Below are 2,611 nucleotides of genomic sequence, written 5' to 3'. Positions count from 1 at the left end.
AAGGTGTCGAGGTTGCCACCGCGTTCGAGCAACCAGCGTGCGATGGGCAGGAGGGGCGTGGTCCCGATGCCACCGCCGGGAAGCTCGGCCAGCACGTCCGGTTTCTGGGTGGCCGCCACCTCGGCGAGTGCGGCCACGGTCTGGTGCTCGAAAACGTCGCGGGGAGTGATGAAGACACCGTCCTCGTGGGCGCGGGCCACCAGCTGGATGGCCATGATGCTGTCTCCACCGAGTGCGAAGAAGGACTCGTCGGCACTCACGGACGGCACGCCGAGGACCTCCGCGAAAACCTCGGCGAGGGCCATCTCCGTCGCGGTCGCCGGAGCGCAACCCGTGGAGACGCGTTCGGCGAAGTCGGGTGCGGGCAACTGCCGGCGATCGAGCTTGCCGTTCGGGGTCAGCGGCAGGCGGTCCAGGACCACCAGCGTTGCCGGCACCATCTGCGGTGCGAGAGTCGTTCGGGCGAAGCCGAGGACCCGATCGATGTCGACAGTCCTCTTCTGTTCACCGTCCCACGCGGGCACGACGTACCCGATCAGCCGTCCGGCGCCTCGGTCGTCGGTACGCACCGACACCGCGGCGTGTGCGACGTCCGGGTGGCGGACGAGCGCGGCCTCGACCTCGCCCGGCTCGATCCGGTACCCGTGAAGCTGAACCTGGGCGTCACTTCGTCCGAGGAACTCGAGTTGACCCTGCGTATTCCAGCGCGCGATGTCGCCGGTGCGGTACATGGGTGCTCCGTGGCCGGCCGGGTCGGCCACGTACCGGGTCGCTGTCAGCCCGGGTCGGTGCAGGTACCCGCGGGTGACCTGGTTCCCGGAAACGTACATCTCGCCGGTCACCCCGGTGGGCACCGGGTGGAGCCGTCGGTCGAGGACGGACACGCGCAGTCCAGGAATTTCCCGGCCGATGACGGACCGCGCATCGGGAGGGGTCTCGCCGAGGGGATACCGGGTCACGTGCACGGTGGTCTCGGTGATGCCGTACATGTTCACCAGCTGGGGTCGGCTGCGTTCGTGCCGATCGAGCCAATCGACGAGGTGACCGCCCTCGAGGGCTTCGCCGCCGAAGACGACGTACCGCAACGCCAGGTCGGCCGGCTGGTTCCGTTCCGCCGTGGCCAACTGGGCGAACGCGGTGGGCGTCTGGCACACGACCGTCACGCGCTCCCGGCGGAGCAAGGGCAGGAACTCGTCGGGTGAGCGGGCGGTGATCGTGTCGACGACCACCAGTCGGCCTCCGTGCAGGAGGGCGCCCCACAACTCCCATACCGAGAAGTCGAAGGAGGCCGAGTGGAAGAGCGTCCACACGTCGGTTTCGGCGAACCCGAATGCAGGCCCGGTGTTGTCGAACAGTGTCGTGACATTGCGGTGTGTCACCACGACACCTTTCGGGCGTCCGGTCGACCCCGATGTGTAGACGACGTATGCGACCGCGTCGGGGGTGAGGCTGGCCCGTCTCTCCGAATCGGTGATCGGTTCCGGCGACAGGTCCTTCAGCCGTGCGCGCGTGTCCGCGTCGTCGACGAGCACCGTGGGAAGGTCCCGCCGCAAGCGCGCCGCGTGGTCGGTGCACGAGACGAGACACACCGGGTCGGCGTCGGACATCGTGGCGTCGAGCCGGTCCGCCGGGTGACCGACGTCGAGGGCGAGGTAGCCGGCTCCCGCTTGCTGTGCTGCGAGCAGGGCGACGACCAGATCGACCGAGCGTGGCAGCGCCACCGCGACCACCGTGTCGGGGGCGGCGCCGAGTTCGACGAGACGCCGGGCGAGGGGGTAGACGCGGGCGCCGAGTGCCGCGTAGGTGAGGGTTTCGTCGGCGTCGGTCAGCGCCGATTCGTCAGAGAAATGTCGGACGGACCGAGTGAACCGGTCGGCGAGTGTGTCCTCGCCGGGTTCCGCCGGCAGCGCGGGGGTGTTCCACCCGGTCGACAGCGCGGCTCGTTCGGCTGCGTCGAGGAGTTCGACGTCCCCGACCGGCCGGTCGGGGTCCGCGGTCACCGCCTCGAGGAGCCGGAGGAAGCGCGCCGCGACACCCTCGACCGTGGCGCGGTCGAAGATGTCGGTCGCATAGGTGAACGCCGCCGACAGGCCGGGGTCCGCGGCGTTCGTATGTTCCCGGAGTGTCAGCTGGAGGTCGAACTTCGCCACGGGAGGAGCGTCGTCGGCGACCGTCACCGTCACGTCCGGTAGCTCGAGGTGAAGTGGTACCTCGGTCCCGTAGTCGATCAGCACCTGGAACAGCGGTGTGTGCGTCGTGGAGCGCTCCGGGGCCAGCATGTCGACGAGCATCTCGAAGGGTAAGTCGGCGTGCATGAATGCACCGAGGTCTGCGTCGCGCGTTGTGGAGAGCAGTTCGCGGAACGAATCGGCCGAGTCGACCGGAGTTCGGAGGACAAGCGTCCCGACGAACATGCCGACGAGTGGGTCCAGCCGGGGATCGGGGCGGCCGGCGACGGGGGTGCCGATCACGACGTCGTCCGTGTCGCACAGGCGGGCGAGCAGCGCCGCGAAGACCGCATGCAGAGTCATGAACGGGGTCGCCCCGGTGCTCCGCGCGAGCGCATGCAGGCGGCGATGCACGTCGGCGGGGATCTCGAGGCGGACCGACT

General features: G+C 69.3%; 1 protein-coding gene. It reads right to left on the bottom strand.

Features of this window, described 5'->3' with window-relative positions; genetic code table 11:
- Window positions 1-2,611, bottom strand: a 2,611-nt coding sequence (locus tag RJ1_RS44700; protein ID WP_143169614.1) for a non-ribosomal peptide synthetase, incomplete at both ends; no start/stop codon positions are given.

It is taken from the genome of Rhodococcus jostii NBRC 16295, assembly GCF_001894825.1.
Lineage (GTDB): Bacteria > Actinomycetota > Actinomycetes > Mycobacteriales > Mycobacteriaceae > Rhodococcus_F > Rhodococcus_F jostii.
The sequence above is the reverse complement of the archived record's forward strand: the minus strand, read 5'-3'. Positions and strand labels throughout refer to the sequence as shown.